Origin of the sequence: Knoellia koreensis (genome assembly GCF_013041615.1) — a bacterium.
In the GTDB taxonomy this organism is placed as follows: Bacteria; Actinomycetota; Actinomycetes; order Actinomycetales; family Dermatophilaceae; genus Pedococcus; species Pedococcus koreensis.
The window spans coordinates 896,141-915,058 of the sequence record NZ_JABEPQ010000002.1 but is presented as its reverse complement, the minus strand read 5'-3'; the positions used below and the strand labels follow the sequence as shown (position 1 = coordinate 915,058).

The 18,918-nt window shown below is 71.7% G+C and carries 16 protein-coding genes; 6 read left to right on the top strand and 10 right to left on the bottom strand.

The features are described from left to right. Positions 1 to 175: 175 nt before the first annotated feature. The 4 genes from HJG52_RS12575 to HJG52_RS12560 are packed head-to-tail and all read right to left on the bottom strand — an operon-like array spanning position 176 to position 3,010. The gene (locus HJG52_RS12575; protein ID WP_171243890.1) at positions 176 to 781 is read right to left on the bottom strand and encodes a response regulator transcription factor; all 606 of its coding nucleotides are present in this window, start codon (positions 779 to 781) and stop codon (positions 176 to 178) included. Next, positions 778 to 1,929: a sensor histidine kinase gene (locus tag HJG52_RS12570; protein ID WP_171243889.1), complete on the bottom strand. Its 1,152-nt coding sequence runs from the start codon at positions 1,927 to 1,929 to the stop codon at positions 778 to 780. Before HJG52_RS12570 ends, HJG52_RS12575 begins: the two co-directional genes overlap by 4 nt. 5 nt (positions 1,930 to 1,934) lie before the next feature. Then, positions 1,935 to 2,534 carry a methyltransferase domain-containing protein gene (locus HJG52_RS12565; protein WP_171243888.1) on the bottom strand — a complete coding sequence of 200 codons (600 nt, stop codon included), beginning with the start codon at positions 2,532 to 2,534 and terminating at the stop codon, positions 1,935 to 1,937. Further along, positions 2,531 to 3,010 carry a DUF6069 family protein gene (locus HJG52_RS12560; protein WP_171243887.1) on the bottom strand — a complete coding sequence of 160 codons (480 nt, stop codon included), beginning with the start codon at positions 3,008 to 3,010 and terminating at the stop codon, positions 2,531 to 2,533. Before HJG52_RS12560 ends, HJG52_RS12565 begins: the two co-directional genes overlap by 4 nt. 275 nt (positions 3,011 to 3,285) lie before the next feature. Between HJG52_RS12560 and HJG52_RS12555 the strand changes: the two genes are divergently transcribed. The 3 genes from HJG52_RS12555 to HJG52_RS12545 all read left to right on the top strand — a co-directional run bounded on the left by HJG52_RS12555 (position 3,286) and on the right by HJG52_RS12545 (position 8,584). Continuing rightward, positions 3,286 to 4,989 carry an alkaline phosphatase D family protein gene (locus HJG52_RS12555; RefSeq protein ID WP_346767722.1) on the top strand — a complete coding sequence of 568 codons (1,704 nt, stop codon included), beginning with the start codon at positions 3,286 to 3,288 and terminating at the stop codon, positions 4,987 to 4,989. A 214-nt stretch (positions 4,990 to 5,203) separates the two neighbouring features. Beyond that, positions 5,204 to 6,034, top strand: coding sequence for an ABC transporter ATP-binding protein (locus tag HJG52_RS12550; protein ID WP_171243886.1), 831 nt, complete (start codon positions 5,204 to 5,206; stop codon positions 6,032 to 6,034). A 3-nt stretch (positions 6,035 to 6,037) separates the two neighbouring features. Then, on the top strand, positions 6,038 to 8,584 hold the full coding sequence (locus HJG52_RS12545; protein ID WP_171243885.1) for an FtsX-like permease family protein: 2,547 nt from the start codon (positions 6,038 to 6,040) through the stop codon (positions 8,582 to 8,584). Between the two features lie 148 nt (positions 8,585 to 8,732). Here the strand turns inward: HJG52_RS12545 and HJG52_RS12540 are convergent, their stop codons facing one another. Continuing rightward, positions 8,733 to 9,023, bottom strand: coding sequence for a WXG100 family type VII secretion target (locus HJG52_RS12540; RefSeq protein WP_171243884.1), 291 nt, complete (start codon positions 9,021 to 9,023; stop codon positions 8,733 to 8,735). Between the two features lie 116 nt (positions 9,024 to 9,139). On the opposite strand from HJG52_RS12540, the gene HJG52_RS21675 reads away from it, so the two are divergent. Next, positions 9,140 to 9,877 (top strand): DUF4031 domain-containing protein, encoded by a 738-nt coding sequence (locus HJG52_RS21675; protein ID WP_346767721.1) that lies wholly within the window; start codon positions 9,140 to 9,142, stop codon positions 9,875 to 9,877. Continuing rightward, positions 9,874 to 10,383 carry an NUDIX domain-containing protein gene (locus tag HJG52_RS12530; protein WP_171243883.1) on the top strand — a complete coding sequence of 170 codons (510 nt, stop codon included), beginning with the start codon at positions 9,874 to 9,876 and terminating at the stop codon, positions 10,381 to 10,383. Before HJG52_RS21675 ends, HJG52_RS12530 begins: the two co-directional genes overlap by 4 nt. Here HJG52_RS12530 and HJG52_RS12525 read toward each other — a convergent pair. The 5 genes from HJG52_RS12525 to HJG52_RS12505 form a co-directional block, all read right to left on the bottom strand. After that, positions 10,373 to 11,023, bottom strand: a complete 651-nt coding sequence (locus HJG52_RS12525) for an HD domain-containing protein (RefSeq protein ID WP_171243882.1) — start codon at positions 11,021 to 11,023, stop codon at positions 10,373 to 10,375. The two genes, HJG52_RS12530 and HJG52_RS12525, sit on opposite strands and share 11 nt — an antisense overlap. Before the next feature lie 41 nt (positions 11,024 to 11,064). Beyond that, complete coding sequence (locus HJG52_RS12520; protein WP_346767720.1) at positions 11,065 to 13,074, bottom strand: HelD family protein; 2,010 nt, start codon at positions 13,072 to 13,074, stop codon at positions 11,065 to 11,067. Positions 13,075 to 13,363: 289 nt separating this feature from the next. Beyond that, entirely contained in the window at positions 13,364 to 14,983 is a 1,620-nt protein-coding gene (locus HJG52_RS12515) for a S1C family serine protease (RefSeq protein WP_206070549.1), read from the bottom strand. Between the two features lie 52 nt (positions 14,984 to 15,035). Further along, on the bottom strand, positions 15,036 to 16,706 hold the full coding sequence (locus tag HJG52_RS12510; protein ID WP_171243881.1) for a sensor histidine kinase: 1,671 nt from the start codon (positions 16,704 to 16,706) through the stop codon (positions 15,036 to 15,038). Positions 16,707 to 16,720: 14 nt separating this feature from the next. Then, positions 16,721 to 17,428 carry a response regulator transcription factor gene (locus tag HJG52_RS12505; protein ID WP_346767719.1) on the bottom strand — a complete coding sequence of 236 codons (708 nt, stop codon included), beginning with the start codon at positions 17,426 to 17,428 and terminating at the stop codon, positions 16,721 to 16,723. Between the two features lie 320 nt (positions 17,429 to 17,748). Between HJG52_RS12505 and HJG52_RS12500 the strand changes: the two genes are divergently transcribed. Then, on the top strand, positions 17,749 to 18,777 hold the full coding sequence (locus HJG52_RS12500; RefSeq protein ID WP_346767718.1) for a LacI family DNA-binding transcriptional regulator: 1,029 nt from the start codon (positions 17,749 to 17,751) through the stop codon (positions 18,775 to 18,777). Positions 18,778 to 18,918: the final 141 nt, after the last annotated feature.

Here is an 18,918-nt window from a genome sequence, read left to right as displayed (position 1 = left end):
CACACGGCATACGCACCATCGAAGGGGCGGTCCACCGGAAGGTGGGCCGCCCCTTTCGCGTGCCCGCAGGTATGCCGCGGCGGCACTTCACGCGCGAAGCTTCAGGTTCGCTCGCTCTGGTGAGGCGAGCGAAGCCAGCTTTCCCGCATGACGCGGAAAAGCTGTGGCGGATGGGTCAGAGCCAGCCGCGGTGGCGGGCCTCAGCAGCGGCCTCGACGCGGTTGCGCGTGGCGGTCTTGGCGATCGCGGCTGAGGCGTAGTTGCGGACCGTCTGCTCCGACAGGTGCAGCGACCCGGCGATGTCGGCGACCGTGGCGCCGTCGGCGGACTCCCGGAGGACGTCGCGCTCGCGGTCGGTGAGCGGGTTGGGCCCCGCAGCGAGGGCGTCGGCGGCCAGGGTCGGGTCGATGACGAGGTCGCCCGCGGCGACGCGGCGGATGGCGGCCGCCAGCCCCTCGACCGGGCCGTCCTTGACGACGAACCCGCGCACGCCTGCGTCGAGGGCGCGCCGCAGGTACCCGGGCCGGCCGAACGTCGTGACGATGACGACGAGGGTGTCCGGTGTCTGGTCGCGCAGCTGCGCCGCGACATCGAGCCCCGACGCTCCGGGTAGCTCGATGTCGAGCAGCACCAGTTCGGGCCTGCGGTCGAGCACCGCGGCCACGACCTCGTCGCCGCGGCCGACCTGGCCCACGACCGACAGGTCGTCCTCGAGGTCCAGCAGGGTGGCCAGGGCCTCGCGCATCATGACCTGGTCCTCGGCGATGAGGAGTGTCGTCATCGTGCCTCCTTCGCGGGAACCTCTGCGGTCAAACGGAATCCGCTTGCGGCCGCGGTGGTCGCGAGTGTGCCGCCGACCCTGGTGAGACGGTCACGCAGACCCGTGAGGCCGGTGCCGCCGGGCATCGCTTCGCCGTGGGGACCCACCGCCGGGGCGTCGGTCGACCCCGAGCCGTCGTCCTCGATGACGAGGGTGGCCCGGCCACCGGCCGACGAGGTCCGGATGACGGCATGGCTGGCGTGGGCGTGCCGCAGCACGTTGGTCGCACCCTCGCGGACCACCCAGGCGAGCAGGTCCTGCTGGTCGGGGGTGAGGTCGGCGTCGTCCCGCACCACCTCGGTGGTGATGCCCGCCGACCGCAGGGCCTGGGCGGCGCGGGTCACCTCGAGGTCGAGGTCGGTGCGGCGGTAGCCCTGGACGGCTTCGCGCACCTCGGCCAGCGCCTGCTGCGCGAGCGACTCGATGTCGGCCGAATGCCGTTCCGCCGCTTCGGGATCCGTGCGCACCGACCGGCGGGCGGCCTGTGCCTTGACGGAGATGACGGACAGGCTGTGGCCGAGCAGGTCGTGCAGGTCGCGCGAGAACCGCAGCCGCTCGGCCGAGACCGCGGTCCGGGCCAGTTCACGACGCGTGGCCCGCAGCTCGCCGATGACCGACGCCAGCCACCCGAAGGCGCACGTGAGCAGCCCGGCGAGCAGTGTGACCAGTCCGGTGCTCCAGATGGCGCCATCCCATGCGCCAGAACGGAATCCGTCCGCCAGGGCGGCCGCCGCGGCCAGCGCCACCACGAGCCACGGGGCCCAGCGCAACGGAGTGCTGGTGCCCACCGCGACGGCGACGAGGATGGGCAGCGTGCCCCACGGCATACCTCCGTCTGCGACGAGGGCAGCGCACACGACCGCCAGCAACAGCACGACCGGCCACAGGTCTGCGCGGCGGGCGCCCGCCCTTGCCGTGGCGTCGACCGTGGTCACGACGAACAGCCCGAAGGCCACGACGAGCCCCACTGCGCACCACCCCGGGTGGCGCGCCTCGCCCAGCCCGACGAACGAGGGAAGGAGGAGGGCGCCACCCCACAAGGACGCCCACAGCGCCCCGGCCCACAAGGGAAGCCGGGGCCAGGCGTACGGCAGGGGGGCGCGCGGCATACCGGTCATTGTGTCGTCACGGCCTCGCCGGCGAGGTGATCGACGCGGCGGCCCCACGGCCCAGGGCGGGTGAAAGCGAGTGCGGTGACCGTCGCGAAGCCGGCCGCGTCCAGGGCCGAGCCGGTGTCGCGGGCCGGGTGGCAGCCGTGGTCGGTGAGGACCGACCACGGCGTCGCGGCCAGCTCGAGACGTCGCATCCACGTGCCGCGCGGTGCGGCGACGTGCTCGAGGAAGCGGAACCCCCCGCCCGGGCGCAGCACGCGGCGGATCTCGGACAGCACCCTGGCCTGGTCGCGCACCGAGCACAGCAGCAGCGTGCCCAGGACCGCGTCGACGCTCGCGTCGGCGAGCGGGATCGCCTCGGCGCGGCACTCGAGCACGCTGCTGTGGGCGAACCACCCTCGCGCGGTCCGGCGCGCGTCGGCCGCGCGTCGGGCGTCGGGTTCCAGCCCGATCCAGTGCAGGTCGCGGGACAGGTATGCCGTGTTGGCGCCGTCGCCCGCGCCGAGCTCGAGGATCGTGCCGTGCAGGCCGGACGAGAGGCGACGGCGCCAGCCAGTGTAGTCGTGCACCATCGGCACGGCGCATGGCGCGGTGGTGGTCACCGGCGCAGACTGGGGAGTCGCCGCGGCACCAGGCCCAACACGACAGCGCCGACCACCACGTGCAGGGTGAGCAGCGAGAGCGCGGCATCCGTCGTCACGGCCTGGGCCAGCGGGCTGACCAGCGACAGCACGAGGACCACCGCCCCGGTGACGGTGAAGACGCGGCGCGGCCGACGCGCCCGCCGCCGCACGACGGTCGCGAAGCCCAGGGCGGCGAGGGCGATGACAAGCGCGCTGATGCCGACCGAGGCGCCGCCGACGATGCGTGTGGAGTCACCGGCGGCCACCTCGAGGTCGACGAACCGGCTCAGCGGGAACCACGCGACCAGTGCGGCACCGGTCGTGGCGGCCAGGGTCGACCAGATGGGCAAGGGCTTGGTCGCGGGTTCAGTCGTCGCGCCGGCCGCGCCGGTCGCGCCGGTCGTGCCGGTGGTGGGTCCATCCGTGGGTGGAGCGGTCTGCGGGCGGGTGGTCATGGGATTCCCTCGGGTCGATGGTTTGGTGGGTCGTTCGCCGGTCTGTCGGCGACATCTCGACGCTATGGACCCAGGCCGGTGCGGTGGCAGGGTCACGTGTCACCGGTTGCGCAGTACATCCGTACGGGTGGGCGCTTCGCTGAGGAAAGTTGAGGTTCGCTCGCGCTAGTAACCCGCGCGAAGCCAGCTTTCCCGCATGACGCGGAAAAGCTGAGGCACAGGGGGCGGTCAGGTGGTGATCAGCAGACCTCAGGTATGCCGTGTAGAACGGAGGAGTGCGCCACGACCTCCCGACCGGCCCCCTCCAGCTCGGACCGCTGCTGCGGTACGTGGGGGAGACGTCCGCAACCGTGTGGGTGCAGACCCGCGACCGGGCGACGGTGCGGGTGCGCGCCTTCGACCGCGAGTGGTCGCAACCGACCTTCACCGTGCACGGTTACCACTACGCGCTCGTGGTGCTCGACGGGCTCGAGCCGGGCGCGGTCGGCGACTACGAGGTCCACATCGACGGCGAGCGGGTCTGGCCCGAGCCCGTGGCGGACCAGGGCTACCCGGGCCTGCCCCCGAGCCGCATCCGGACGCTCCGCCACACCGAGCCGACTCGGATGGCGTTCGGGTCGTGCCGCACGAGCGTCCCGCACGACGCCGACGGCAACCGCACCAACGGTGTCGACGCGCTGCGCTCGTTCGCCTACCACCTGAGCCGGCCAGACCGCACCGACGCCGAGTGGCCACACCTCGTCTGCTTCCTCGGCGACCAGGTCTACGCCGACGACACCTCCGACGAGATGCAGGAGTTCATCGCGAGCCGGCGCGACATCGACGAGCCGCCGGGCGAGGAGCTCAAGGACTACGTCGAGTACGCCCACCTCTACCGGCTCGCGTGGTCCGACCCGCTCAACCGCTGGCTCCTGTCGACGCTGCCGAGCGCGATGATCTTCGACGACCACGACATCCGCGACGACTGGAACACCTCCGCCGACTGGCAGCGCGAGATGAACGCCACGCCGTGGTGGCACGGGCGCATCGTCGGCGGCCTCGCGTCCTACTGGGTCTACCAGCACGCCGGCAACCTCTCGCCGGAAGAGCTCGCGGAAGACGAGATCTGGCAACGGATCTCGGCCCACGTCTCCTCTGGTGACGACCGTGAGCTGGACCTCACGGACGTCCTCGACACTTTTGCCGAGCGGGTCGACCGGCACCCCGACACCTACCGCTGGAGCTACTCGCGCGACCTCGGCGAGTCGCGGCTCGTCGTCGTCGACTCGCGGGCCGCACGGGTCCTCGAGCCGAGCCGGCGCAGCATCCTCGACGACTACGAGATGGAGTGGCTCGAGGGCCAGCTCACCGGCGACATCGACCACCTCTTCATCGGCACGTCGTTGCCGTTCCTCATCGCACCGGGCATTCACGACCTCGAGGCGATCAACGAGGCGTGGTCGTCCGGCGCCTGGGGCAAGCCCTGGGGGAAGGTCGGCGAGAAGGTGCGTCGCATGGTCGACCTCGAGCACTGGGCGGCCTTCCAGAAGGGTTTCGCCCACGTCCTCGACCTCGTCGTTGCCGTCGCCGAGGGCAAGCGCGGCCGCCGCCCGGGCACCATCACGTTCCTGTCCGGTGACGTCCACAACTCCTACGTCTGCGAGCTCGACCCCGCGCAGCTCGCACCCGGCTCCAGCCGCGTGCTCCAGCTGGTCTGCTCACCGATCCGCAACCCGCTGTCCCGCGTGGTCCGCGCGATGCACGCACTCGCGGCCCGCTGGATGGCGCGGCCCATGCGCCTCGTGGCGGGCGCGTCGTCCAAGGTGCCCGACCCGGCATACCGCTGGAGCGTCACCGAAGGGCCGTGGTTCGACAACAACATCGCCATCCTCGAGGTGCGCGGCGAGGGGCTGGCGGTCGAGTGGCAGAAGGGCGAGGTCGTCGGCGAGCTCTACGACGAGCCGCACGCGCGCGAGGTCGCGCACTTCGCCGTCCAGTGACCATGGGGGCGGGTGCCGACGACTCGGTATGCCGCCTGCTTGCGTCTGCGTGAACGGTCGCCATGGCAACCGTTCACGCAGACGTCATCGACCGCGACGCGGTCCCGGGGTTCCCTCAGGGTGGGTTCAGGGTCGAACCTGAGGGTGCGGGTCGCGGTGTCTGCCTAGCGTTGGCTCCGAACAGGTTTCACCCTCGAACCCGGGAGCCGGAGAGATGACAGCCATGACCGACACGACCAGTGCGCCAACCGGCGACGCCACGACGGCGCGGGCCATCGCGGCGCGCGTCGTCGACCTGACCAAGGTCTACGGCAAGGGGGAGACGGAGGTGCGTGCCCTCGACGGGGTGAGCGTCGACGTCAACCGGGGCGAGTTCACCGCGGTCATGGGCCCGTCCGGGTCGGGGAAGTCGACGCTGATGCACTGCGCGGCCGGTCTCGACGCGGCCTCGGGTGGGCAGGTGCTGATCGGCGACGTCGACATCACCACCCTCAAGGACAAGGCGCTCACCCGGCTGCGGCGCGACCGGATCGGGTTCGTGTTCCAGGCCTTCAACCTCGTGCCGACCCTCACCGCGCAGGAGAACATCCTGCTGCCGCTGGCCATCGCGGGCCGCACGCCGGAGCAGGACTGGTTCGACCTCGTCATCGAGACGGTGGGGCTGCGTGACCGTCTGGGACACCGTCCCAACCAGCTCTCGGGCGGCCAGCAGCAGCGAGTCGCCTGCGCCCGTGCGCTCGTGAGCCGGCCCGAAATCGTCTTCGCCGACGAGCCGACGGGCAACCTGGACTCGACGTCGGGTGCCGAGGTGCTCGGGTTCCTGCGGCGCAGCGTCGACGAGTTCGGGCAGACGATCGTCATGGTGACCCACGACCCGGTGGCGGCCGCGCACACCGACCGGGTGCTGTTCCTCGCGGACGGCCAGTTCGTCGACGAGATGCGCGAGCCCACGGCCGAGCGGATCCTCGAGCGGATGGCCGAGCTGTCGGCCGGCTCGGCGAGCACGGCCGCGTCGCACGCCGCCGCCGCGCGCGCGGAGGACTGACCGGTGTTGCACGCCAGCTGGAAGAGCCTGCTGGGCCGCAAGCTGCGGCTAGCGATGAGCGCCTTCGCGATCGTCCTCGGGGTCGCGTTCGTGTCGGGGTCGTTCATCTTCACCGACACCCTCGGCAAGGCGTTCAACGGCATCACCGAGGTCGTCGGTGACGTGGTCGTCCGCCCGGCGACCGCCAGCTCCACCATCGACAGCGCCCCCACCGCCAAGACCGTGCCGGCATCCCTCGTGCGCCAGCTGGCATCGGTCGAGGGCGCCGCCCGGGCCGACGGCAACGTCTCCGACCCCAGCACCTTCGTCGTCTCCAAGCAGGGCAAGCTGATCGGCGGCGGTGGGCCGCCCGGGCTGGGCCTCAGCCACAACGACGCGCCGACCGGTTCGGGCAAGCCGCCCGTCTCGTTGGTCGACGGGCGGTGGCCCGAGCGCAGCGGTGAGGTCAACCTCGACGAGGGGACCGCCGAGCGCGCCGGTTACCGCATCGGCGACACCGTCACGCTCGTGACCAGCGGTGCCCGCCCCAAGGTCCGGGCGACCCTCGTCGGCACGTCGAAGTTCAGCGACGGCGGGCTGGTCGGCGCCACTCTCGCCTTCTTCGACACCAAGACGGCCCAGCAGCTCTACTTCGACGGCAAGGACGAGTTCACCGATGCCTGGGTGACGGCGCGACCCGGCGTCGACCCGGCCGCGCTCGCCACAGCGGTCCAGGCGAAGCTGCCGTCCGGCTACCAAGCCGTGACCGGTGCCTCGGTCGCCAAGGAGCAGGCAAACGGGATCGGTCAGGCCCTCGGCTTCATCAACACGTTCCTGCTGATCTTCGCCGGAATCGCCCTGTTCGTCGGCGCCTTCCTCATCATCAACACCTTCTCCATCCTCGTGGCCCAGCGCAGCCGTGAGCTGGCGCTGCTGCGAGCCCTGGGGGCGGCCCGGCGACAGGTGAGCAGGTCGGTGCTGTTCGAGGCGTTCGTCGTCGCGGTGTTCGGCTCGACCGTCGGTCTGGGGCTGGGGTTCGTGCTGGCCATCGGCATCCGGTCCCTCTTCGCCACCTTCGGTTTGGACCTCAGCGGCACCCCGCTGGTGCTGCAGCCACGCACCGCCCTCGCGGCATACCTCGTGGGCCTCGTCGTCACCCTCGTGGCGGCCTACCTCCCCGCGCGCCGCGCAGGAAAGATGCCGCCGGTCGCGGCGATGCGTGACGACATCGCCCTGCCCGAGTCGAGCCTGGCGTGGCGCACCGCGCTGGGCGGCGCCGCCATGGTGCTCGGGCTCGAGGGCATCGTGCTCGGGGTGTTCCTCACCGATCTCGGGCACCGCCCGTGGTGGGTCGGCGGCGGAGTGGGCCTGCTCATCCTCGGCGCCATCACGGCGAGCCCGGTGCTGGCTCGTCCGCTCATCGTGGCGCTCGGGGCCGTCTACCGCGCGATGTTCCGGAGGGTGGGGCTGATGGCCGAGCAGAATGCCGTGCGCAACCCGCGCCGTACCGCCGCGACCGCGTCCGCCTTGATGATCGGGCTCACGTTGGTCTCGATGATGTCGGTGTTCGGCGCCTCGGCCAAGGCCAGCGTCGACAAGACGATCGGTGAGAACTTCGCCGCCGACTACGTCGTCTCGAGCGCCATCGGACAGCCGTTCAGCGCGGCGATCACCAAGGACGTCGCTGCCGTCCCCGGTGTGGGTGAGGTGGCGTCGATGCGCTACACCGCCGTGAACATCGACGGCGACCGCTCGTTCAGCGGAGCCATCGACCCGGCCGTCTTCCCCAAGGTCGTGCCGCTCGACCTCACCGCGGGTTCCTTCGCCGGAGCCAAGGTCAACAGCATCTTCGTCGACGACGGCAAGGCGGCCGAGCTCGGGGCTTCCGTGGGTGACACCGTGCAGGCGGCCGTCGCGGGGGCCAAGCCGGCACCGTACGTCCTCGCCGCCATCTACAAGCGCCAGACGCTGGCGCCTCCAGTGATGCTCACCCAGGCCGCTGCGGCGAAAGCCGGTGCGCCACAACAGGACTCGCTGACGATGGTGCTGCGCGCACCCGGCGCCGACGCCAAGAGCGTCGAGGCTGGCATCAACCGGGTCATCGCGGACCTGCCGACGGTGTCGGTCAAGGACCAGGACGCCTTCGCAGCGGAGCAGCGCAAGCCGATCGACCAGCTGTTGTTCATCATCTATGCCCTGCTCGGGCTCGCCGTGCTCATCGCGATCCTCGGCATCGTCAACACCCTCGCGCTGTCAGTGATCGAGCGGACGCGCGAGATCGGGCTGCTGCGGGCGGTGGGCCTCAGCCGGCGCCAGTTGCGGACCATGCTGCGCCTCGAGTCGGTGGCGATCGCCCTGGTCGGGGCCGTCCTCGGGGTGGTGCTCGGGGTCGGTGCCGGCTGGGCGCTGCAGCGCACCCTGGCGGACGACGGCATCGACGTGCTGGCCATCCCCGTGCCCCAGCTGGCGTTGTTCGTGGTCCTCGCCGGAGTCGTCGGTGTGCTGGCCGCGTTGTGGCCGGGACGGCGGGCCGCGCGCCTGGACATCCTGCGCGCCATCACCACCGACTGAGGCGAGGGGTATGCCGTCCGGGCCGGACGGCATACCGCCGCGCCCGCAGTGGTGAGCGGGCTGGAAGGCGCCAGGTGGTCACCCGGGGGAAGGGTGGCCACCCGGCGCCGGTCCTGGGGCTGGTGCGCCGGGCAATGCGACGCGGGGACTACTGGAACATCCGCAGCGTCTGCGCCTCGGTCTCCGCGTACTGCACCCCGGCGGCGGCGAGCACGGCACCGATCGAGTCGAGGGACGCCCGCACCTGCTTCTGCGTGCCCTGCCACTCGGCGACCAGCGCCTGGAACCGCGCCGACGCCGCGCCGGTCCACGCGTCCTGCAGCCCGGTCAGGCGCGCCATCATCGCGCTCACCTGGGTGTCGATCTCGCCGGAGATGCGGGCGATGTCGCCCGACGCCGCCTGGATCCTGTCCGTGTCCACCTGGAACTGTGCCGACATCGCGTCCTCCTGCTCATCGGGTGCCTCGTGCACCGCCTGTCCCGACGCTAGGCGGTTCTGCGACACCTGCCGCGGAGTTATCCACAGTGTGCGGGTGCCGGGGTAGCGTCGGGCAGGTGACCATCTGGATCGACCCGCCCGCATGGCCGGCCCACGGGCGTCTCTGGTCCCACCTGGTCAGTGACACGTCCTATGACGAGCTGCACGAATTCGCTGCGGCACAGGGGATTCCGCGCCGCGGCTTCGAAGGTGACCACTACGACGTGCCCGAGGAGAGGTATGCCGCGCTGGTAGCCGCGGGCGCGCGTGAGGTGGGTGGCCGGGAGCTGGTGCGGCTCCTGCAGGCGAGCGGTCTGCGCGTGCAGAAGCGGCGGCACGAGAAGGTCATCGCCTCGGTGCCGGACGCGTCGTGGCTGCCTCCGGGGTCGCGCGCGGACGTCATCGCCTCCCGGCAGGAGAACCCGCCGAGCCACACCGTGGTCGTGCGGCTCGCGCTGTTCCGGGGCGACGACGTGCTGGTCCTCGACCGGTCCGACGGCGGGGGGCCCGACCTGCCCTCGGCGCCAGTCGGTGACGCCACGCCCGCGCAGGCCCTCGACCTGCTGCACCGGGTCGTGACCGGCGTCGACGCGCCGCCCGACCTGCGCCTCATCGGGTACGTCCGCAACGTCGTCCAGCAGCCCGATGACGACTACCCGTGGCCGACACCGAGCGCCGCGTTCACCGTATGGCAGCGTGAGGTGGGCCCGGATGCGACGGTCCTGGCCGGGCGCTGGCTGCAACCCGCCGACCAGGCGGCACAGCTCGGCACGCGGCACTGGTGGCCCCTCCTCGAGGACGGCCCCCGCGCGTGAGGCGACTGCTCGAACGGGTGGAGCGGGCCACCTTCGCGGACGGTTCGGCGGCGCAGGTCGAGCTCTGGCTCGACGATGCGCTGGTGCCGGCGGACGAGGTCTTCGCCGCGATGGTGGTCCTGCAGGACGCGGTCGGGCAGTGGTGCGTGGTCTGGAGCCCGCGCCGGCAGGAGTGGTCCATCCCCGGCGGAGGTCGGGAGGCCGACGAGACGGTGGTGGGCTGCGCCATCCGCGAGGTGCGCGAGGAGACCGGTCTCGTGCTCACGGCCGATCAGCTCAAACCCGTTGGGCAGGAACGCTTCTCGCCGCTCACCGGCCATGGTCGCTGGCCCCCCGGTGGCGGTTCGATGCAGCTGTATGCCGCCCGGCTCGCCGTCGCGGCGCCACCGCTCGTCGCCGTCGAGGACGACGCGGTCGACCCGCAGTGGGTGAGTGGCGAAGAGTTCGAGCGTCGGGCGGGCGACCGGTTCTGGTGGCCGCTCATCGGCAGCCAGCTCACTGGGTGAGGGCGGTCAGCTCCGCAGCGAGATTGGCCCGGGCCTGCGACTCCCACGTGTCCCGCGCGAGGTCCGTGGCGTAGATGGTGTCGCGGTCGAGGAAGGGCCGCAGGATCGCCGCCCGGCCGGCGCGGAACGCGTCATCGGGCACGGCGGCATACTCCTCGCGCACCTGCTCGGTGTAAGCGGCGTAGCGCTCCGGAGGAGCGGAGAGGATCCACAGGTCGGCGTCGTGGAACGCGGTGGCGAGCCCATCGGGCGCGAGGTCGTGTCGCTCGGTGGCGAGGATGAGGTCGCGCACCGTCTCGACGTCAGAGTCCTTGAGCCCCAACGCATGCAGGTCACGGGACGCCAGCGCGGCACTCGCCGTCTCGTTGTCGCCGAGCGCCGCAGCCGGGTCGTAGACCGCGTCGTGGAACCACCCCACGAGCCGCCCGAGGGCCGCGTCCCGGGTGTCCACGACGCCCGCCTGCTCGAGGTCCTCCAGGGCCCAGAAGACCTCCACCAGGTGGGTGGTCGTGTGGTAGCGCCGGTGCGGCTCGGTCCAGCGCCGCAACAGGTCGGCACCGACCGCCTGGACGGCATCGCTGTGCGCCTGCGGCGCGAGCTCGCGCAGGTCGAGGGTCCACCAGGTGATGAGGGCCGGCACGGTCAGCCAGTATGCCGCGTGGTCACCCGCGCGACCACGCGTCAGCTGGTCAGCTGGGCGGGGAGGGGTGCGGAGTGGACGACCGTCAGGGCCGACACGGCGCGGGTGAGGACGACGTAGAGGCGGCGCAGGCCCGTGCGCTCGTCGGGCTCGGCAGCGACGATGGCGGATGGCTCGACCACGACGACCCGGTCGAACTCGAGGCCCTTGGCGACGGTGGCGGGCACCACGTCGACCTGGTGGTCGATGTCGCCGTGGTCGGCACCGAGGATGCCGTGTCCGATGCCCTTGCCCTGCAACGCATCTGACACCGCGCTCACGATCGCATCGGGGACGATGACGCCGACCGACCCAGGCTCGGCCACCTCCTGTGCCACCGCGTCCGCCGCCGCGAGGGTCAGCGCCTCGCCGTCCGCCTGCACGACGTCGAGCCGTCCCGGGTTGTCACGCACCGAGACCGGCACCCCGAGACCGGGAGCCATGTGCGGCAGCAGGCGCGCGGCATACTCGATCACTGCCGCGGGCACGCGGAAGCCGCGGTCGAGCACCTCGACGTGGCTGCCCGGCTTGCCCAGGTGCTCGAGCGACTGCTCCCACGAGCCGGTGGCCCACGGCGTCGTGCCCTGGGCGATGTCGCCGAGGACGGTCGCGGCTCCGGTGGAGCAGCGCCGCCCGACGGCGCGCAGCTGCATCGGTGAGAGGTCCTGCGCCTCGTCGAGAACGACGTGCCCGAGCGATGGCGTGCGGCTGATGTGGTCGGCCAGCTCGTCGAGGAGGACTGCGTCGGCGAGCGACCACTTGGCCGATCCCTTGGTGCGAGGGGGGTTGTCCCACAACAGGATTCGTTGTTCGTCCTCGGTCAGGATGCCGTCGGCGTGCTCCGCGAGGACGGCCGGGTCGGACAGCAGCGACCACAGCACGGCCTTGGCGTCGAGCGCCGGCCAGAGGCCGGCGGCATACTTCTTCACCACCGCCGAGCGGGCCACGGAGTCCTGCACGCGGTCATCGGGGGAGTCGCCAGCGCGTTCCATCTGGAGCAGCACCGCGTGCGCGAGCCGTTGCGGCAGCATCTGCCGCGCCGCGTCGTACCGCACCCCGCGCGCCACGAGCTCGTCGAGGATCTCGGCCACCTCGTAGGCCGGGACGCGCCACTTGCGCGACCCGCGCGGCACGACGAGCGCCTCCGTCGGCCGGCCCACGCCCGACCACACCGCGCGGCGCAGCACCTCGGCCAGCCGCGCGTCACCCTTGAGGACGGCGGTCTCGGTGTGGTCCGTGCCGCGGATCGGCACCGACGCGACGAGCTCCTCGATCGTGGTGTGTCCCACCGCCACCTCGCCAAGCGCCGGCAGCACCGCACCGATGTGCTCGAGGAAGGCCCGGTTGGGCCCGATGACGAGCACACCGCTGCGCGAAAGCTTGTCGCGGAAGGCATAGAGCAGCCACGCGGCGCGGTGGAGGCCGACCGCGGTCTTGCCCGTGCCGGGCGCGCCCTGCACGCAGATGGTGGTGTCGGCGCCCGCCCGGACGATCTCGTCCTGTTCGGGCTGGATCGTCGCGACGATGTCACGCATCGGCCCGACCCGGGGGCGCTCGATCTCCTCGGCGAGGATCTGGCTGCGCGAGTCGTGCTCGGCGCGGTCCTGGAGGTGCTCGTCCTCGTAGGCCGTGATCGCGCCGTGGTCCAACCCGAACCGGCGACGCAGCACGACGCCCATCGGCTCGGCCCGGGACGCCCGGTAGAAGGCGGTCGACATGCGCGCCCGCCAGTCGATGACCAGCGGGTCGCCGTGGTCGTCGGTGACGTGCCGCCGCCCGATGTAGAACCGCTCGGGGGTGTCGGTGTCGAGCCGGCCGAAGAACAGCGTCGTCGACGGGTCGTCCTGGAGTGACGCGGCCCGCAGGTGCAGGGTGCGGGCGAGGTTCTCGGCCGAGATCGGGTCGTGGGCCTGGATCTTCAGCGACAGGGTCTGCTCGCGCATCCGCGCCAGCGCGGCCCGGGCCGTGGCCAGGTGCTCCTGCTCGCGGGCCAGTTCGGGGGAGGGGCTCACGGCGTCAGGCACAAGGAGCGATTCTGCCACGGGGACCGAGGCGCACCAACGGGTTATCCGTCGCCTGACGTGTGGTCGCGACCACCGGCGCGTATGCCGCGACGTGACCACGCGGCATACGCCGCCTGGCAAGCCCCACGACGTGCGAAAGCCGGGTGCACCATCCCGGGAAGGGGAGTTGGGAGGTGCACCCGGCCCGCATCCCGTCGCTCGCCCTGCGACGGGGCCGCCGCTCGCACGTGCGGCGGGTGCCGCGACCCGAGCGAAGTGCCGGGTGCGACAGGTCTGGTCAGCTCGTCGCAGGCTTGGCGGCGAGGGTGGCGGTCACGGTCTGCTGCTTGCCGTCGCGCAGGACGGTGAGGGAGACCTTGTCACCGACACCCAGCTCGCGGATGCTGGCGACGAGGGACTCCGAGGAGTTGACCGGGTCGTTGTTGACCTTGATGACGACGTCACCGGACTTCAGGCCGGCCGCTGCGGCGGGCGAGCCCTTGGTGACCTCGGCGATCTGGGCGCCGGCCCGCTGGCTCGAGCCGTCGGTGGCGGTGCCGTCGCGGGTGGTGACGCCGAGGATCGCGTGCTCGGCCTTGCCCTTCTCGATCAGCTGGGTCGCGATGTCCTTGGCCTCGTTGACCGGGATCGCGAACCCGATGCCGATGCTGCCGCTCTGGCCGCCGCTGCTCGAGCCCAGGCTGGCGATCGAGGAGTTGATGCCGACCAGCTGGCCGCCCGCGTTGACGAGCGCGCCACCGGAGTTGCCCGGGTTGATCGCCGCGGACGTCTGGATCGCGTTGGTCACGACGTCCGTGGAGTCGCTGCCGGTCTGCGGCTGCTGCTGTCCCTGGCCCTGACCGCCCTGACCGAACGGGCTGCCCTGGCCGAAGGGGTTCTGGTCCTGCTGCTGGCTGTCGTTGCTCTCGGCCTGGGTGGTCACCGGCCGGTTGAGGGCGCTGACGATGCCCGTGGTCACGGTGCCCGCGAGCCCGAGCGGGTTGCCGACGGCCATGACCGGGTCGCCGACCTTGAGCGCCTCGGAGTCGCCCAGCGCGATCGGCTTCAGGTCGCTGGGCGCGTTGTCGAGGGTGATGACCGCGAGGTCGGTGCTCGGGTCCGTGCCCGCGACCTTGGCCTGGAACGACCGGCCGTCGTTGAGGGTCACGGTCAGCTTGGCACCGGAGCCGCCACCGTTGACGACGTGGTTGTTGGTGAGGACGTGGCCCTTGGCGTCGATGATGACGCCGCTGCCCTGGCCCTCGCCCTGGGCGCCGGCCACGGTGATGGCGACGACACTGGGGGAGACCGCCGCTGCGGTCGCGGTCCAGTTGGGGTTGTTCTTGTCGGCCTGGACCACCGGGGCGTTGGTCGTGCCGCGGCCCAGGCTGGACGACGTCGCAGAGGAGGAAGGCTGCGAGTCGTCGAGCAGCTGGGCCGCGGCAAAGGTGCCACCGCTGGCGAGCAGGGCGGCAAGCACCGCGACGGCGGTGAGTTCCGTCAGTCGGCGCCGCTTGGCCGGCTGGGCAGGCTCTGCCCCTCCCCGCGCTGTGACGGAGGGGGGCGGCCCAGCCGGTGGCTGAGTGGTCGAGGGGTATGCCGGGTGGCCCGGGTAGGTGCCGAAGGCCGTGCGCTCCTGGGCCGGCGGGGCGCCGACCGGCGCCGCGGTCGGCAGTTCGCGGGTCTGGCCGTACCAGACCGGCGCCGTCACGTCCGGGGCGGAGGCATCGGCCTGGCCGCCCTCGGTCGGGCGGGCGAAGGGGTCGCGGGCCGGTGCCTGCGGTTGGGCCGGCTGGGGGTGGGGCTGCTGGGGGTGAGCCTGCTGAGGCGTGCCCTGGTCAGCCGACTGGGGCTGCTGGTCCGGCGTGCGGTCGTCGCCGCCGCCTCGGGACCAGGTGTCCTGGTGGGTCTGGGTCATCGCTCTTCGTGCTCCTCGTTCGTCCTGTTGACCTCAGTCAAACCGACCGACGTCAAGAGGTGCTGGGCGCAGTCTGAGAGTTTGCTGTGGACCCGGGAACGGTGGCTGACTGCGGCGCCACCGGCAGCTCGACGACGAACGTCGCACCGCCACCGGCAGTGCGGGCCACGCCGATGCGCCCGTGGTGGGCGGCGACGATGGCGGCCGCGATGGCCAGGCCGAGACCGTTGCCGCCACCTTGACCTCGCGTGCGCGAGGGATCGGCGCGGTAGAACCGCTCGAACACCTTGCGTGCCTTGTCCGGGTCGACACCGGGGCCGTGGTCGCGGACCTCGACGACCGTGAGTGGCATGCCCGAGGTGGTCTCGTCGGCCAGCTCCGGCCGGTCGCCGGCCCTGCCCTTGCCCGAGCCGCTGGGCGACGTGTCGCCGACACTGGTCTCGCGCCGGGCGGCCTGTGCGCCGGGGCCCTGCCCGGCGGCGGAATCCCTTGTGCCCACAGCGATCTCGATGGGCGACCCGGCGGGCGTGTGGTTGAGCGCGTTGGAGACGAGGTTGGCCACGAGCTGGCGCAGCTTGGCATCGTCACCGCGGGTGGTCGTGGGCTGGAGCGGACCGTCGAGGCCCACCACGCTGATCCGCCGCTCCGGGTCGATGGCCCGCGCGTCCTGCGCGGCGTCGCCGGCGAGCACCGTGAGGTCGAGCTCGGTGATGGCGAGCGGTCGCTGGTCGTCGAGCCGGGCGAGCACCAGCAGGTCCTCGACGAGACCGCCCATCCGACCGGCCTCCCCCTCGATGCGCGACATGGCGCTGGCCACGTCCTCGGGCTCGCGCACGGCGCCCTGGCGGTACAGCTCGGCATACCCCCGCACCGCGGCGAGTGGCGTCCGCAGCTCGTGCGAGGCGTCGGCCACGAACTGGCGCATCTTCTCCTCGGACGCCTCCCGGGCGGCGAACGACTGCTCGATCTGCGCCAGCATCACGTTGAGCGAGCGGGACAGCGACGTCACCTCGTCCTTCGCGGTCCGGGTCGGGATGCGGCGGGTGAGGTCCCCGTCGGCGATCGCCGCGGCCGTGTCCTCGATCTGGCGCAAGGGGCGGAAGGCGCGGTTCACGGCATACCAACCGGCGGCGGCGCACGCCGTGATCACGGCCAGGCCGATGAGCAGCTCCACGAGCACGAGCCGCGAGATGGTGCGGTTGACGCCGCCGAGCGACACGGCCACGACATAGGTGCCGATCTGCTGCTTGCTCGACTCGTCGACGACCGGCCCGGCCACGGCCCGCCACTTGAGCGTGCCGTCGGTGGAGCCGATCGTGAACGGTGCGTGCGACCTCACCCGCGGGTCGGTGAGGGCGAGGTCCGGCACGTCCGGTCGCCGCGACTCACCGGTGGGGTAGATCGGCAAGGTGCTGCCGTCCTCGGTCTGGATCACGACGGCATACCCGGTCGGCAGGCCCGTCTCGCGCTCGGCCTGGATGAGCCGCACCGCGCTGTTCGCCACGGGAGTCGCCGCCGAACGCAGGTCGGAGTCGACCCGCCGCATGAGGTCCTGGCGGATCAGTACCGCCGTTGCCGACGCCGTGAAGATGAGCGCGATCAGCAACAGGCTCAACAGGATCGCGATGAGACGGACCCGCAGCGGCAACGCCTCGAGGTGCTTGCGTGCCCGGTCCTTGGCGGAGGGACGGTCCTGGGGGCGCGGCGTCGGCGACGAGGTCATGGGGGCGGCGGCCACTAGGCCTCCGGCGGCTTGCGCAGCACGTAACCCACCCCGCGCTTGGTGTGGATGAGCGGCGCCAGGCCGTCGGTGTCGATCTTGCGGCGCAGGTAGGAGATGTAGGACTCGACGATGCCGCTCTCGCCACGGAAGTCGTAGTCCCACACGTGGTCGAGGATCTGCGCCTTCGACAGCACCCGGTTGGGGTTGAGCATGAGGTAGCGCAGCAGCTTGAACTCGGTGGGGGAGGTGTCGATGACCCGGCCCGCGCGACGCACCTCGTGCGAGTCCTCGTCGAGCTCGAGGTCCTCGAACCGCAGCGCCGCGCTCTCGTCGACCTCGCCGCGGGTGCGGCGCAGCACCGCGCGGATGCGGGCCACGACCTCCTCGAGGCTGAACGGCTTGGTCACGTAGTCGTCACCGCCGACGGTGAGTCCCTTGATCTTGTCGTCGACGCTGTCGCGCGCCGTCACGAAGACGATCGGCAGCTGGCGTCCGGTGTCGCGCAGCTTGCGGGTGACGGTGAAACCGTCCATGTCGGGCAGCATCACGTCGAGCACCACGAGGTCGGGGTCGTGCTGCGTGGCCAGGTTGAGCGCGGTCGCACCGTCGCCGGCGACGTGCACCTCGAATCCGGCGAACCGCAGCGACGTCGCGAGCAGCTCGCGGATGTTGGGTTCGTCCTCGACGACGAGCAGGCTGGCCTCGGGTTGTGCAGTGGTCACGACGTCCAGTGTCGGCGTGCAGGCTGGGAGTTTCCTGTATGCCGTCTGGGCGCGCGAAGCGCTCCGGCTCTCACCCGACGCCGGGGTGAGGTCGAGCTGGGCGCTGGCCCCGCGGCATACCGAAAGGCTCATCGCGGTCGGATTCCCGCGCCACCAGGCGGGTTTCGTTACCGCAAAAGTTTTCGACCCGGGGGTCTTGACCGAGGGGAGGCCCGGCGGCTACCTTCTCCCTAATCGTTTAGGGAGCCGCCGCTGTGGTGGCACTCCTTCCGACCTAATCGTTTAGGACGATCATGGCAAAGAAGCCAACGCTGCGAGACGTGAGCCAGCACGCGGGGGTGTCGATCTACACGGTGTCGCGCGCCCTGGGGGGTGGCCAGGACGTCGCCGCAAGCACCCGCGAGCGGATCCTCCAGGTTGCCAACGCCCTGGGCTACGTGCCCAACCGCGCGGCGCAGGAGCTGCGCAAGAACACGCGCAGCTCGGTGACCGTGCTGACCGCGAGCACGTCCAACGCCTACTACCTCGACCTCATGAAGGGCGTGCAGCGCGTCCTACGCCCCACCTCGCGAACGGTCGTCGTGGCAGACATCGCGGCGGAGGGTCGATACACCCGGGCCGTCGAGGACGCCACGGTGCAGCAGCTGATCCAGTCGCGCACCGCCGGCGTGATCGCCACCCTGACCCTGAGCGCCCAGAACGTGAAGCTCCTCGACGACTGGGACATCCCCGTGGTCTTCGTCGACTCCGCACCGCCGGCCGAGGCAACGCAGGTGCCGTCGCTCACCACCGACAACGTCGCGGCCAGTGTGCGATTGGGTCGTCATCTCGCGGAACACCGGTTCACGAGCTGGCTCTTCGTCGCCTACCCGACCTTGTGGTCAACCCGCGAGCCGCGCGAGCAGGGACTGCGCGAAGCGGCAGCTGCGGCCGGCGCCGAGCTGCACGTGCTCGAGACCGACAACGACGAGGCGTCGGCGTTCGACCAGGTCCGGGACTGGTTCGAGACCCCCGGCAGGGTGCCGCCCGACGTCGTGGTGGCGGGCAACAACCCGCTGCTGCACGGCACGATGCGCTACCTGCGCGAGAAGGGGATCCGCATCCCGCAGGACATTGCCCTCGTGGCGTTCGACGAGTTCCCGTGGGCGCCGCTGCTCGATCCGCCACTGACCGTGGTGAACGAGGGCAGCGAAGCCATCGGCGTCGAGGCGGCGACCATCCTCAGCCGCATCATCGACGAGCAGGTGCGGGCGGAGACCGAGGGCCGACCGCCCAAGCCGAAATACCTTCCCGAGGACCGTCAGGTGGCCTCGGCAGATCTCATCATCCGCGCCTCCTGCGGCTGCTGAGCCACCTCTCCCCAGCAGCCCTCCAGCCCCCGGCGCCGCCTGTCGGCGGTCGCCGCGCCCACTGCGCCACCCACAGGCCGTCCGGAGAACCGGCGGCCGTGGATCACCCATACCGAAACACGCAGAAACATGCCGGCCGAC